At 57.7% G+C, this 14233-nt stretch carries 10 protein-coding genes; all 10 read right to left on the reverse strand.

Features of this window, described 5'->3' with window-relative positions:
* Window positions 1-130 precede the first annotated feature (130 nt).
* A complete protein-coding gene (locus tag BXA00_RS24595; RefSeq protein ID WP_076520995.1) occupies window positions 131-3739 on the reverse strand; it encodes an FkbM family methyltransferase in 3609 nt (1202 codons plus the stop codon).
* A 48-nt stretch (window positions 3740-3787) separates the two neighbouring features.
* Window positions 3788-4447 carry an ABC transporter ATP-binding protein gene (locus BXA00_RS24600; protein ID WP_076520996.1) on the reverse strand — a complete coding sequence of 220 codons (660 nt, stop codon included), beginning with the start codon at window positions 4445-4447 and terminating at the stop codon, window positions 3788-3790.
* Entirely contained in the window at window positions 4444-5265 is an 822-nt protein-coding gene (locus BXA00_RS24605) for an ABC transporter permease (protein ID WP_231952153.1), read from the reverse strand. Before BXA00_RS24605 ends, BXA00_RS24600 begins: the two co-directional genes overlap by 4 nt.
* Window positions 5252-6238 carry a polysaccharide biosynthesis/export family protein gene (locus BXA00_RS24610; protein WP_231952154.1) on the reverse strand — a complete coding sequence of 329 codons (987 nt, stop codon included), beginning with the start codon at window positions 6236-6238 and terminating at the stop codon, window positions 5252-5254. The genes BXA00_RS24605 and BXA00_RS24610 overlap by 14 nt, the downstream gene beginning before the upstream one ends.
* A 129-nt stretch (window positions 6239-6367) precedes the next feature.
* On the reverse strand, window positions 6368-7474 hold the full coding sequence (locus BXA00_RS24615) for a Wzz/FepE/Etk N-terminal domain-containing protein (RefSeq protein WP_076520998.1): 1107 nt from the start codon (window positions 7472-7474) through the stop codon (window positions 6368-6370).
* A 118-nt stretch (window positions 7475-7592) separates the two neighbouring features.
* Complete coding sequence (locus BXA00_RS24620; RefSeq protein ID WP_076520999.1) at window positions 7593-9257, reverse strand: LTA synthase family protein; 1665 nt, start codon at window positions 9255-9257, stop codon at window positions 7593-7595.
* Window positions 9250-10050 carry an SDR family oxidoreductase gene (locus BXA00_RS24625; protein WP_076521000.1) on the reverse strand — a complete coding sequence of 267 codons (801 nt, stop codon included), beginning with the start codon at window positions 10048-10050 and terminating at the stop codon, window positions 9250-9252. Before BXA00_RS24625 ends, BXA00_RS24620 begins: the two co-directional genes overlap by 8 nt.
* Window positions 10051-10430: 380 nt before the next feature.
* On the reverse strand, window positions 10431-10931 hold the full coding sequence (locus tag BXA00_RS24630; RefSeq protein WP_063954941.1) for a Dps family protein: 501 nt from the start codon (window positions 10929-10931) through the stop codon (window positions 10431-10433).
* A 178-nt stretch (window positions 10932-11109) separates the two neighbouring features.
* A complete protein-coding gene (locus tag BXA00_RS24635; RefSeq protein ID WP_076521001.1) occupies window positions 11110-12060 on the reverse strand; it encodes a LysR substrate-binding domain-containing protein in 951 nt (316 codons plus the stop codon).
* Between the two features lie 79 nt (window positions 12061-12139).
* The gene (gene recG, locus BXA00_RS24640; RefSeq protein WP_076521002.1) at window positions 12140-14230 is read right to left on the reverse strand and encodes an ATP-dependent DNA helicase RecG; all 2091 of its coding nucleotides are present in this window, start codon (window positions 14228-14230) and stop codon (window positions 12140-12142) included.
* Between the last annotated feature and the right edge of the window lie 3 nt (window positions 14231-14233).

Below are 14233 nucleotides of genomic sequence, written 5' to 3' on the forward strand. Positions count from 1 at the left end.
ATCCCACACCTTGACGCAGTCCACCAACAACGGACGATTTAGGGAAGCGACGCGATCGAATCGCATCGCGCGGAGGGTGCCATCACTGCGCGTCCCCCTCCAGCGCTTGTCCACCCATCTTCTGGGGGCCCTACACCCTACCGAGTGCCAGTTGGACGTGCAACGATCCAGCAACCTGACTGATGTGCGCGCTCTTCGCTCTAGACCTTGCGGCACGGCTGTACATATTCCACAACGTATAGTCATGATAAATGGCAGCGCAAGCTGCGGCGAACTCAGCTGGCGTATGCACCTGGATGCCTGCGGTCGACAGATCCTCTGAATGAGATTGAGGCATGGGACGATATACAGTGGGCACCCCAAGCCCACCCGCTTCGACAGGGATCATTTCGTAGGTGGCATGAGGCGTAAGGCAACAAACGATCCGTCTCGCCGCAAGCCATTCCTCCCATGGTCTGCCATGTGTGTAAGGCAATACGGTCAGTCCTAGATCCCTGTCGATTTTTCCGCCGTACTGACGGACGGCATACAACGGTACGCCAGGCAATGCCTTGCGCAAAGCAAGTATCCAATCCTCGATCTCGCCGTCGACCAAGCTTCTATTCAATAGCTTCTGAAGATCGCCAAGGAATATTCCCTCAGTCGAGGCGAAATTAGCTTGCACACCCTCACTGAAATCGATGGATTTCGGAATACATATTAAGTTTGTCCTGACGTCATGAAAATCAGGCTCGTTCAGAGCTGCGTAGGTAAATAGACAAGCCTTTACCCGGCTTCCATACGCCGAATTCCACCCCTTCAATTTTTCTCTTATCCAACGAGTGCGGGATGCTACACGGTTGTACGACAAATTTACATAAACCTGCTTGTCAGCCTTGGCAGCCAGGTTGATAAGCTTTTCCACCGGCGCGAAATCAGGTCGCTCGGGGTCTCCAGGATAAATCCAAACGATATCTGCTGGCTTGATTTGTTCTGATATCGCCCCGAATTCTTGAGAGATTTCGACGTCAATGACACGATGGCCCAGGGCGCGCAACGCCTGGGTAATCAGGCCGCCAGACTTAAGGATTCCGCCCTTCTTCCAGCGGACCGCGTCGACGCGTCCAACATACGCGATGGTATACGACGATCTTAGATATACCGGGGTCGGCGCCTCTGCGCGCCAATCACTCCAATTTTTGACGCATTGATTTTGTATCTCCCTGGTGTCAGCACGAGAACCGGTCTTTTGCATGGATTCACGATGAATGGGCTTGTCATCAGGAATGTCGAGCGGTATGGCTTCGGACGCATCGTGTTTGATCACAACAAAGGGAACGCGTTGTCGCTGGCCAAGCAAAGCGAAATAGACATCGGCCATGTTGGGCGTCAGAAAGTCGCTGTACTTTACGTCGATAGTGTCTGTGTGAAACGACGAGCAGCCCGTTCCGAGGATGTGTACCGGCAGATCGTCGGGGCGGCCGGACCTGAAGGAAAAGACACGACGCGACTCGGGGCTGTAATAGTCGTTGAAAGGCTTTTTCAGCAGAGAGCCGTGCCAGCCCACTACCGCCTTTCGACCGTACTTCTCTATAGCATCGATGCAGTGCTGCACATAATAAGGCGGATAGTCGATATCATCGTCACATGTAAAGAAGTAACCGGAGAAGTTGTCAATATCGTAGAATTTTCCCCGGTCCCCCACATCCCCCTGCTTATGGATCACGGTGATCTTCTCCCGCCGGAGAAAGTTGGGTACCTCGGCGTAATCGTTCAGGTAGACCAAAAGCTCATCTGCCTGATCGTACAAACACTCGATCACTCGGGATAGCGCCGTGCGCCTCACTTCAATTGAAGCAATTCCAATGCGGACTCGATCTCGGTAGCTCGCTTCATTAAATACTTGCCCGCGCTGCGGCGCAGGACCAACCAAGAGGTCCCTGGGATTCTCCGTGCCGGACTCAGGCACAGGCAAAGGGCTCCTTAAAGAGTTGGCATTCAATTTCTTGAAGTCCTGCACCTCGCGAACAACTCGCGCCTCCATGCGCTTTTCAAACGAAGGCCACGTTTCGTAAGGCTTTAGAAATCCGAACGTCAACGGGGAGAGTACTTTCCGGATCTTGCCAAATGTGGCTCTCACGCCCGTCGTATAAAGAACATTCAGACGTCGCGCGGCGTATCTCGCCCGCGTGCGTTCCGTCTGCACGGCTACGATCAAACGATTGACTTCGCTTTGCAGACGCTCGGTCTCTGCATGTGCACGTTCGAGTTCCTTCTCCTTGCGTATTGACTCCTGCCTGCTCTCCAGGCGAAGCCCCTCCAATTCCTTTGTAAGACCGCTGTCCCGAGCCGATGCCGCTGTCAAGCTCGCAAGCCCTTCCTGCAAGGACTTCAGGCCAAGCTCAACGGAGTCAGTTAACTCGCATACTGAACTGCCTTGCTCTCTAAGCAAGGCGTGCGTCGTAGACAAATCAACCTTGCCAACCTCAGCGATTTCATTGCTGACAGTTTCCGAAATCTCAGAGAGCCGTAGGTCCAACTCTGAGATGCGGACGTCAAAACGGTCGGCAATTCCTCTCAAAGAGTTTTGGCTGCTGTCCAGAAATTCTTGTCGTCGAGCACTCTCCTCGGCAAGCCGGCTTCGATCCTCGAAGAGAACTTCTTCGGCGATCATACGACCGGCTTCCAAAATCTTATTGAGCAGTTCGTCCGTCAAGCTGGACCGAGCCTCTCGATCCAGCTCTAATTCCCGCATGAGCACTCGAAATTTATGCTCAAGTATTTCGGAAAGCAGTTGTATTCTCTGACTTTGTTCCGCCCCTGCACTAGCCACAGCGGTTTTCATATCGCTTGCTAGGGCATTGAGATTCTCCGACATCAAGCTCTTGTGATCCGGCAACGAGCCTAGCAATGACTTCTGTCGGGACTCCAAAGCGCTACTGAGCTTTTCGAACTCGGCAGTCGACAGCACGCCACGCAGGCTCGATTCAATTCTGGCTAAATAGCTCTGCAGCGTCCTTCTATTGTGATCGACATCGCGCCTAATATAAAATAGCGAACGCTCCTGGACTGAACCAAGCTTTTCACGATGCACGAAAAAATACGTGGGAGTGATGCCTCGAATTGAAACTGGCACATAATCCCGAGCTGACAAAAACTGGGATATCTCTCCGAATGCGGCGTTTGTCTGCCCCTCGACAATTAGTGTAGGAGCATCTCTATCCAGAATTTGGATTGCTCCTTGAAGCACTTCAAGCTCGAAGCCCTCTACGTCAATCTTTATCAACGCCACTTTGCTGCTTTTTTCATAGAGCATAGAGTCGAGCGTCACGAGTTGAATAGTCCCGCTATCGTCAAGGGAAAAACTGGATGCACCGAGATTTCCCGGTACAACGTTCATAAGCCCACGACTCTGCCGCGCGCCAACTGCCAATCGGTGGCAGGATACCAATGCCTCGGCTCGATTCAATTGGACATTCCGAACCAACTGCGCGAATGCATCACCCGCCGGCTCGAACGCTTCGACCTCTCTATTCAGAATCAGCGAAAAGAACAGCGTGTGATTGCCAATATTGGCACCGACATCCACGAAAATCCCTTCGCCCAAAGAAAGCCCGGATATCTCCTCTAAAACGTCCAGCTCATAAAACGCCTTAGAGTCAATTATCTTCTTTGAAATATAATCCGTAGCGTCTTGAAAATGGAAGGTGACAGACCTGCCCGCGTACGCGATGCCAAAGAGATTGCCGGAGTTGTTCATTTCTCGTTGTTTTGATCGAAATATTTATGGGTTTTTGGGTTTGGTGGATTAAAGACTTTGATAGGCTGCGATGCCTTTTTCGACGTCTTCATACTGCTCCACCACACCTCCATTTTTGAGAAGCACCACGTAATCACACATCTTCCTGACTTGCCCCATTCCGTGGGTAACGAGAATGAGATTAGACGTTCCAGTTCTCTCAGAAAATAGATGTTGCGCCTTCTCTCGAAAGTGCGCATCCCCAACGGATATGGCTTCGTCCACAAGGTAATAATCAAAATTAAAAGCCAGACTAAGGCCAAAAGCCACACGGCCACGCATGCCTGAAGAATAGGTATTAACTGGCAAATCAAAATATTCGCCAATATCCGCAAATTCTTCGACGAATTTTACGACTCTACGAAGACTGTCTCCGTATGCCCCTTGCACACGAGCAACAAACTTGACGTTTTGCCGACCGGTTAAGGAACCCTGAAATCCACCAGACAAGCCCACCGGCCAAGAGATAGATTTAGTGCTGACGATTCTTCCGCTATCTGGAACGTCCTGCCCCCCCAGAAGCCGCATTAACGTGGACTTACCCGCACCGTTCCGCCCGATTAGCGCAATGTTCTTATTGGACGGCAGCGACAGACTCAAATTGCGAAAGACGAACTTTCTACCTTTATTGGTCAAATACGACTTCGTTACATTATCGATCTGGATCATACCGCCACCAAATTCAAACGCCGCACGCGGTATAGAGCCAGCCCGACAAATAAAGTTGACAAAGCAACGAAGGAGGCATACCACATGCTGATACCGGCAACTTGCGGATAGTGCTGAAAAACATTGGCTCGCAAAGAGTCAATCAGATGAAGGTAGGGATTCCAAAGCATAAAGTGCTGGAATTTCTCGGGAATCAGCCAAAGAGGAATAATTATTCCAGACAAAAAATACAGCGGCATATATGAAAGCCGGATAAAAGTCTTACTCTCCGGAAGAGCCTCGGCCACAATACAAAAAATCAACCCCAGGCCGAATGACAAGATCGTGCCTACAAAGAGGACCAATCCCCATTGGATTGGACGATAAATCGAAACATCACTTCCACCCCACAGGCCCAACCCAAACAATATCATTCCATAGACGCAAGCCATCAGTGCACATTCAACGACAACCCGCGCAACTATGGTGTCAATTGGCTTAATCTGTCGATACGCAAATAGGCCTTTGTTCGCATTTACCGCTTCCATTCCTTTAAGTGCGATATTTTTGAACAAAATGAATGGGATGATTCCCGAAACAAGGAAAACCGAAAGATCCAGGCCGCTATTGGCGCGTCCACGCAAAAGCGCGTAAATCGCCATGAGCGCCACTATATGGGCCAAAGGCTCGAATATCAGCCAAAACGCGCCATACCGATGAGTGCCAAAGCGCCCGCGCATCTCTCGCAAGACCAAGGCGAATATGACGGCCCGAACAATACCGGCCGGAGTGCGCCGCGTGATTTCCGCGGCTCCAATCCGCTCATTAGAAGTTCTCAATGGTGCGTCCTAATACCAGCACTTGCACAATCGGCGAAATGATTTTCTGCCATTCATGCACCGCGGCGTTGGTGACAAAAATCGCATCTTCTGGATGAACAAGAAATTGGCGCGCAAGGAACATTGATGCCGGCTCCTTCAAGTTCAACCTGAACACTTGGGCGACTGGTTCACCGCCGTTTTGGTCATTTCGCTCTTCATCGAGACGAAAGACAAAAACGCCGGCCGCATCCGCCTTGATTTCACTGAGTCCTTTCACACTTCCCAGCACTTCGAGCAGACTGGGATTGTTGGAGGGCAGATCATGTAATCCTGGATCGCCTACAGCTCCCATCGCCACGAAGCGCTTGCGCGCTCGCTCCAGCACCACCTCGGCCCCGGGAGGCAAGACCTGATTGTTTCCGGCGAGCAATTCTTGGTAATTGAACTGGTAGGACTTTTGCCCGGTGCGAACAATTACCTTGATCAAATGTGGTTCCAGGAGCGGCCCTCCAGCCCTATTGATCGCATCCAACAGCGTTAGAGGTCCCTGAAGGGCCGAAAAGCGTCCCGGACTCTTGACGGCTCCGGCGACCAATACCGACCCGGACAAATCTCCGGTCAGCGTCGCCTGGACCTGAACATCACTAGTTATCCCTTTCAGTTTCTTGCGAATGAGCCGCTCAACTTCCTCAAGGGTTTTGCCGGTCACCCGTTCGCGACCCACATACGGGAGAGAAACGGTTCCCTTGCTATCGACACGGATGTTCTCGAAGATTGTTCCTCCGGTCGCCAACGGGGCAAAGATTGCACCATCCATGGCCGAATCGGCGATCATGATCCGGAGCACGTCGCCTGGAACCAGACTGATGTCAGGAACTGAAGGTAGCGCGACTGTGCTGACGACCTCCGGTTCCGGCGGACGCATATATGGGCTAATGGTCTCCGCCGTCAGATCGACCAAAACATAGTTCTGAGCTTGGTCGTTGTTCATGATCGCGAACCGTGAAGGTCCGGCGGACGATAGGAGGCTTCCGCAACCACCCAAAATCAAAGGCAGGATAACCGCAGTCGCACGAACGGATGAAAGCCGAAGTTTCATATTATTTTGGGAACAAGAACATTAGTCTCGATGATCTTCGATCGTCGCAATCACGAATCGAGCGATACCATAGAACAGAAGCAAACCCATAAACAGGGTAATTAGGTTGTATATCCGATCCGGATAAAGTGCCCGATCCGGCTTATTGGGAGACACGACTGTGACGAGACTTCGGAGCTTTTTGCTCGCCTCAATGCGCGCCGACTCCACAGAACTGACTGCAAATTTGTACGCTTCTTCTGCAATAGCGGCATCGATGGTCAGATTGCGATATCGGGACGCAACCACGTTTAATTTGTCGCCCCCTTTCTGCGAAACCAGACGTTGAATCTCAGAGGCCAGTTGTTGTTCAAGGGCATGAATGCGATTCCGCTGTTGCCGAACTTGCGGGGTATCGGCATTCAACGTTGCGGCGAGGCTTTTTAAAGTCGTTCGCTCTTTCGTCAGACTGGCCTCCAATTCCGCAATAATTTCGGCCCTGGCCTTAGCCGTTGCCTCTGCGTCGAGCAGATTATTGGAACTTTGGAATACCAGCATGTCCTCACGCCGATCTTCATATACGGTGCGAGCTTTGGCCAACTCGCTCTGCGCGAAGGTCATCTGCTCGCGCGCCATACGATGGGACAATTCATTCACAAACCGCTCGCTTTCGCTGAGCATTACTTTCAGCACTCTCTCGGCAAACTGCGGATCAAATGCTTCGACACTCACACTGAGCAAGCCCGTTTGTTCGTCGAAGTGCGCTGTCACAACGCGGCGATAGTAGTCGAGCAGATCCTCTTGCCGAGAACTGTTCGCTAAAAAATACAAAGGATCGCGCCAGTGGCCCGAGTAGTGTTCTGCCCAATTCAGCTTTGTCTGGAGGACCCTGAGCATATCCTGCGACGTGAGGAATTCGCGAAGATACAAGGTTTCCTCCCGTGATGTGGGATTCAATCCGCTTAGCATCACGGCCAATCCGGGGATCTGTGGCGCCTCATTGTTGCCGACCTGCCGAACCGCAACCTGCGCGGTGCTCACATACCGATCCATGGCGAAAAAGCTGTAATAAACTACCGCCGCAAGCATTGGAATGCCTACCAACCACCAAAACAGGCGTCTGGATTTTAGTTTTTCAAAATTGATCATCTAAGCGTTGAAGTTCCAATTAAGCATAATCGCGGTATTTCTCAGAAGCCTGCCGTCGCGGCAAGGCATCTGCTGGGCGCGGGAATTGTACGGTATTTGAAAGTGCCCAATGGTGTGGCTAACACTCCACGCATGACATTCTCGGATTGCCTGGCGCTTCGCTCGGCCGCGCCTGATTTTTTTCCGTTGTGCGCACATTCAGTAGCCCTGAGGTTCGCAACCACAAGCGGCTAAGCGCGGAAACCTGCTCTGGCTGCACGGGCGCACCGGCGCGCACAGCCGTTTGCCACAAGACGTAATCGGTCGTCCCCTCAAGCTCCCCGAGCGCGCGATAAACATTCGGCATGATCGGCACGTGATCGCCGAAAATACATAGGGACGCAGGTCGTCTGCGCTTGATCAAAGCGTCTCTGACCATGCCGAACATGGCGTCGGCATTGCGAAGATGCCGCGCGTACGAGACCAACTCCTCGCATTCCTTCGGCATGCCTCCAGTCAGCACGTCTCCAACGTCGGTTTCACTCACGGTTTCCCAATGCAGCGGACCGTGATTTTCCATAGTAATAACGTGCACATAGAGGGGCCCCTCTGAACCTCGCAGAATGCCGTTGACAAAATCAGCCAACGCTCTATCCCCGACGTATGGACCATCTTTCGGCAATGCCGCGAACGCTTCGCCACCAATAAATTCATCAAACCCCAACGCAGGCAAGACCTCATTTCGCCCGTAAAAGCCACGATGATATGGATGCACGCAGACGGTGTGATATCCGAGGGATTTAAGGTACGACGCGATGGTGGGAAAGCCTCGTTTTGCCAATCTGCGATAGGGGTTGTACTTGTGAATCCCTAAATCGCCCTGTTCCATGCCTGCCAAAAAGGCAAATTCGGTACGTACGGTGTTTGCGCCCCAAGCGGCGACTTTCAATTGTCCATGCGCGACGGCTTCGGACTTGAGCAGATCGAAGTTGGCCAATATGTCCGCGCGCAACAGATTGGAATAGGCCCGCCGCGCATCGAAAAACGACTCGCTTTGAATCGCAACCAAATCGGGCATTGGATCAGGAAGAACCTCTGGCAGCCTGGCGCCAGAAAACGGAGCGCTAGCTCGAAGATCATCCGCAGTCTGCCGTTCGCAGAGACCGTACGACCATAGCGCCGCGACCAAGCCGAGGCGGCGCAGGTCTACGGAAGCATCAAGGCACACCGCATTACGCATTCCAGCAAAGGCAGCTAGGGCGATACCGGCCATGGCGAGCCCCAGAGCATGTACGAAGAACGGCACCATGGGCGCCGTGGGATCGAACATGTGCTCTTGCGGCAACTCTGCGAACGATACCAACCAAACTCCGGCGCCCGCCGTGACCGAGTCCTCGAGTGCCAATCCCGCCCATAGCGCCGCGCCGTACCCTCCCCCGGCAGCCAACGCACGAGTCACGCCGAAAAACGGCAAGTACAGCCTCGGATGCCTGATCGCGTCGGTGAAGTATTCAAAGTCCGGATAGACAAATGGCTCGCGCAGCGCGCGATATTTTGCGTTGCTGACCAAGACGATGAGCAGTTGAACGGCCAGCACATTGAAGACCCCGAAGTATGGCCGCCTGAACAGTGCCAACTCCAACGCAAACGCCAGCGTCCACACCCCCACATGCACGCCGATCGCGGCCGCAGGCCGGCGCCATGGGGCGACTGGTCGCGGCGTCAGCAAGGTCTCAATCGCCCACGACAAAGCCAACCCAATCAAATACGGCGGCAGCAGCGGTATCCAGAACGCGTCAATCACCGTAACCCAGCCTTTTCAGGATCCATCCAGACACCGCGGGATGGATCACCGACAGCAAAAAGCACCCCAGATTCAAGGGAAACGGGAAGCTGATCCGGGCACGGTTCGCCTGCAATCCACGCCGGATGACTCGAGCTGCCTTTTCCGGCTTCCACAGGAATGGCTTGGGGCCGGGCATGTCGAAGCACATCTGGGACTCGACATACCCCGGCATGATGACGTTGAACCGGATACCTTCAGCGGCCAACGCATCGCGCATGGCTTCGCCGTAGACCTTTACGGCAGCCTTGCTGGCGCTGTAGCTGGGGGTTTCCGGCAGGCCGCGCCAGGCGGCCAGAGAACTGACCAGTGCGATCTGGCCGTGACCGCGCGCGCGCATGGCGGGCAAAACGCCGTGCACGGTGGCGAACACGGCCTTGACGTTGACGTCGAGCAGGCGGTGCACGTCCTGCCACGCTTCGCCCTGTTGTTGCTCGCCGGTATTGATGTTGACGCCCGCATTGGCGATGACGAGTTCCGGCATGTCGGCTTCGCACGCGGCCGACAACCACGTCATCAGCGCCTCGTGGTCGCGCACGTCGAGTTCGTGCGTGACGACACGCGCGCCGTGGGCTTGGCAGGCTGCACTCAACTCGCTCAGCCGCGCAGCGTTGCGGCCCTGCAAAATGAGCGTCCGGGTGCCGCCGGCCGCGTACTCCAACGCCAAGGCCCCGCCTATGCCGCCAGTCGCTCCAGTAATCAGCACACAACTCGGGAAACCGGGTTCACGGACTTCACTGCTACTGCTACTCATGACCTGCCTGGTTGGGGATGGAGGGGCCGCGACGGATTGCGGCGCAGCGCGGCCGTGGCGGCGCTCGTGCCGGCTCGCATGTCCGTCAGAGACCGGGCGAAGGCGCGCGGCGACAGGCGGGACTGTGCGCTAGAGGATGGAACGGCTTGGGGGGGTAGGTATTTGGCTTGCTGCGACAGAATGCACAGCGACGCGCGGAGCCAACGCAACGAATGCGCGGAGCAAGAGATGGTGGCAGAAGATGGCGTCTGGGGCGTTAACTGTGGCACGTCGCATAGACATGGCCGCCTCTCGGCGGCCATTGTCAGTGTTCACAAAGTCCGGTCGTCGCCCTTGACGGGTGCGACGGCCGGCTATTGTAAGCGAACTACGAATTGAATTTACTGCAGCAGGCTGCGCAGCATCCACGCGTTCTTTTCATGAACGTCCAGACGCTGCGTGAGCAGGTCGGCCGTGGGCTGGTCGTTGGCGGCGTCGGCCTTTTCGAAGGCGGCGCGGGCGGTCTTGGCGACCGATTCATTGCCGTCGACCAGCAGGCGCACCATTTCCAGCGCGTCCGGCACGGAGTCCGGCTCGGCGATGGACGACAGCTTGGCGTATTCGCGGTAGGTGCCCGGCGCGTAGTGGCCCAGCGCGCGGATGCGCTCGGCGATGCTGTCCAGCGCGTTCCATTCTTCGGTGTACTGCGTCATGAACATCAGATGCAGCGTGTTGAACATGGGACCGGTGACGTTCCAGTGGAAGTTGTGCGTCATCAGGTACAGCGTGTACGAATCAGCCAGCAGCTTGGACAGTTCGCCTGCGACCGCGGCGCGGTCCTTGTCCGAAATACCGATGTTGATGCGCGGAACGCTCGAGGTCTTCTTGGTGGACTTGGCCATTGCTAGCTCCTATGGAAAAAGGCGGGAATAAGAATACCACTGCAAACACGACAGAACGGGCGTTGTCGCGGGCCCGATCTCAAGATGGCCTGCGACCGTTTGACGCGGCGCAAAAAACCATCGCGTTGACGAAAATGGGTGCGGGCGCGGGCGCGGGCGCGGGCGCGGGCACGCGCGGTCAGTCCTGCATGGCCGCGGCTTCGCCAGCCAGCATCTTCACGCCCGGCAGCTCGCATTCGTAGACGGCCTGCGCCAGCGCCTCGATCGCGGCCAGGCGCGGGAAGCTGCGGCGCCAGGCAAGCACCACGCGGCGTTCGGGCACCTGTCCGTCGAAAGGCAGATAACGCAGCAGGCTGTTGGCGGGCGGATGTTCGGGTACGGCGGTGACCGGCAGCACGGTGACGCCGATGCCGGCGGCGACCATGTGGCGGATGGTTTCCAGGGAGGAGCCTTCGAAGGTGCGCTGGATGCCGTCGCTGGCGGCCGAAAAGCGCGACAGCTCGGGACAGACTTCCAGGACCTGGTCGCGGAAGCAATGCCCGCTGCCCAGCAGCAGCATGGTCTGCTGTTTCAGGTCCTGCGCGTCGATGGACTTGCGTTGGGCCAGTTCATGGTCGTTGGGCACGGCGACGACGAAGGGTTCGTCGTAGAGCGGCTGCATGACCAGGCCGGCTTCGGGCAGCGGCAAGGCCATGATGGCGCAGTCGATCTCGCCCTGGCGCAGCAGTTCCACGAGACGGACGGTGAAGTTCTCTTGCAGCAGCAGCGGCATCTGCGGCGTGCGGCTGATCTGCACGGGCACCAGCTTGGGCAGCAGATAGGGCCCGATGGTGTGGATGACGCCGACGCGCAGCGGGCCGGCCAGCGGGTCGTGGCCCTGCCTGGCGATTTCCTTGATGCTGGCGCTCTCCTCCAGCACTTTCTGCGCCTGCGCGACGATGCGCTGGCCGATGGGCGTTACGCCGACCTCGGAGCCGCCGCGCTCGAACAGCGTCACGCCCAATTCATCCTCCAGCTTGCGGATGGCGACCGACAACGTCGGCTGGCTGACGAAACAGGCTTCGGCCGCGCGGCCAAAATGCCGCTCGCGGGCGACGGCGACGATGTACTTCAGTTCGGTGAGAGTCATGGTGGACTGCGCCCCCGGGGTTACGCGCCGGCCCTGTGGCCGGTGCTTGAGGATTCAAGGTGGTGGTCGGGCCGCATGATCAGGTCCGCAGGAAGTCTTCGCGGCCGCGCATCCAGCGGGCCAGATGCGCCTCGACGGCGGCGGGATGTTCGGCGCGCAGCCAGACGGCGGCGTCGCGGGCGTCTTCGGCGATCGCGGCGTCCGTTTCCAGGTCGGCAAAGCGCAGCAGCGCCATGCCCGACTGGCGCGTGCCCAGGAATTCTCCCGGGCCGCGCTGTTCCAGGTCGCGCCGTGCGATCTCGAAGCCGTCCGAGGTTTCGAACATGGCGCGCAGGCGTTCGCGCGCCACCTGGGACAGCGGCGTCTGGTAGAGCAGGACGCAGACGGACTCTGCCGTGCCGCGCCCTACCCGGCCACGCAGCTGATGCAGTTGAGCCAGGCCGAAACGCTCGGCGTGTTCGATCACCATCAGCGAGGCGTTCGGGACGTCCACGCCGACTTCGATGACGGTGGTGGCAACGAGCAGGTCGATGTCGCCGTCGCGAAAGGCCTGCATGACCGCGGCCTTCTCGGCTTGCGGCAGGCGGCCGTGCACGAGGCCGATCCGCAGGTCCGGCAGGTCGGTTCGCATGCCTTCGTAGGTGTCGACGGCGGTTTGGAGTTCGAGGGCCTCGCTCTCCTCGACCAGCGGACAGACCCAATAGGCCTGTTGCCCGCCGCGCGCGGCCTGGGCGATGTGGGCGATGACTTCTTCGCGGCGCGCGTCGGAGACCAGCTTGGTGACCACGGGGCTGCGTCCGGGCGGCAATTCGTCGATCACGGAGACGTCCAGGTCGGCGAAGAAGGTCATGGCCAGGGTGCGCGGGATGGGGGTGGCGCTCATGTTGAGCTGGTGCGGCACGATGCGGCCGCGCACGGTCTCGCCTTTGCGCGTCAGCGCGAGGCGCTGGCCCACGCCGAAGCGATGCTGTTCGTCCACGATGGACAGGCCAAGCCGATGGAATTCGACATGGTCCTGGATCAGGGCCTGGGTGCCCACCACGAGCTGCACGCTGCCGTCGGCGGCCGCGGCGGCGGCTTCGCGCCGCGCCTTGGCGGTGAGACTGCCGCTCAGCCAGGCGACGTTCACGCCCAGCGGCTGCAACCAGGACACGAGTTTGCGGAAGTGCTGCTCGGCCAGAATTTCGGTGGGCGCCATCAGCGCGACCTGCGCGCCGCCCGCGATGGCCTGCGCGGCCGCGATGGCCGCCACCACGGTCTTACCGCTACCCACGTCGCCCTGCAGGAGGCGATGCATGGGATACGGCTTGGCAAGGTCCGCGGAAATTTCCTGCACGACGCGCTGCTGCGCGCCCGTCAGTTTGAACGGCAGGGCCTCGTAGAGCCGGGCGACCAGGCCGCCGCCCCCCGTCTGCGCGGGCAGCGCCTCTGCTTCCTTGATGCGGCGCGCCGCGCGCGCGGCCGCCAGCGAAAGCTGCTGCGCGAGCAATTCGTCGAACTTGATCCGGCGCCATGCGGGGTGCACGCGGTCGAGCAAGGCCTGTTCCGATTCACCCTGCGCTGGGGTGTGCAATGCGCGGATCGCGGGTTCGAAGGGCGGCAGGTCGTAGCGTGCGCGCGCCTCGTCGGGCAGCGTGTCAGACAGGTCCGCCCGGTCCAGCGCCTGCGCGATGGCGCGGCGCAGGGTCGGCTGGGGCAGCCCTTCGGTGGTGGGATAGACGGGCGTCAGCGCGGTCGGCAGCGGCGAGTCCGCGCTGGTCAGCCGCGGATGGACCATTTCGCGGCCGAAGAGGCCGCCGCGCACTTCGCCGCGGGCGCGCAGCCGCTTGCCCACGGTGACTTGCTTTTGTTGGCTGGGATAGAAGTTCAGCCAGCGCAATTGCAGTTCGCCGCTGTCGTCCGCCAGCGTGGCGGTGAGCTGGCGCCGGGGCCGGTACAGGACCTCGGACTTGGTGATTTCGCCTTCGACCTGGCCGGCAAGGCCGGGCCGCAGCGCGCTGATGGGGATGACGCGTGTTTCGTCTTCGTAGCGCAGCGGCAGGTGCAGCATGAAGTCCTCGGGCAGCACCAAGCCCAGGTTACGAAGCTTGCGCTCCGTATCCGTCATCGGTTTGCCGGCGCCGTTCTTGTCGGCGCCGGTGCGTTTGGAGGCCACTGCTGCGGCCGGCATGTA

The sequence above is a fragment of the Achromobacter sp. MFA1 R4 genome (assembly GCF_900156745.1).
Classification (GTDB): Bacteria; Pseudomonadota; Gammaproteobacteria; order Burkholderiales; family Burkholderiaceae_B; genus Achromobacter.